Source organism: Ligilactobacillus salitolerans, assembly GCF_003864415.1.
Taxonomy (GTDB): domain Bacteria; phylum Bacillota; class Bacilli; order Lactobacillales; family Lactobacillaceae; genus Ligilactobacillus; species Ligilactobacillus salitolerans.
The window spans coordinates 1-352 of the sequence record NZ_BFFP01000125.1 but is presented as its reverse complement, the minus strand read 5'-3'; the positions used below and the strand labels follow the sequence as shown (position 1 = coordinate 352).

Annotated in this window: 1 protein-coding gene; it reads left to right on the top strand. The window is 38.1% G+C overall.

Features of this window, described 5'->3' with window-relative positions:
* Window positions 1-352, top strand: a 352-nt coding sequence (locus LFYK43_RS12660; RefSeq protein ID WP_174714006.1) for an IS3 family transposase, incomplete at both ends; no start/stop codon positions are given.

The following is a 352-nucleotide window of genomic DNA, read 5'->3' as shown; positions in this document are numbered from 1 at the left end:
AAGAAATAAATCCCGACACACAGCGAGTTTATGGTGTTAGCTTTGGCTGCCGTTATTTACAGGTTTCTCGTGCAGCTTATTATAAGTGGCTCGAACGTAAACCAACCAAACATGACCTTGAAAATCAAAAAATCACACAATTTATGTTGCAACTTGAAGAAGAAAATAATTACATCTTCGGTGTCAAACGGCTAGTGACCTACATTAATCAGGAAACAATCTATCATGTTGGTCCAAATCGTGTACGCAATCTGATGCATAAGGCCCAAATAGAATCATCAATTCGTGTTGCCAAACATGATCGTAAAGCTAAGAAAAAAGAGGTTATTCTTGCCAACAAACTTCTGACAGC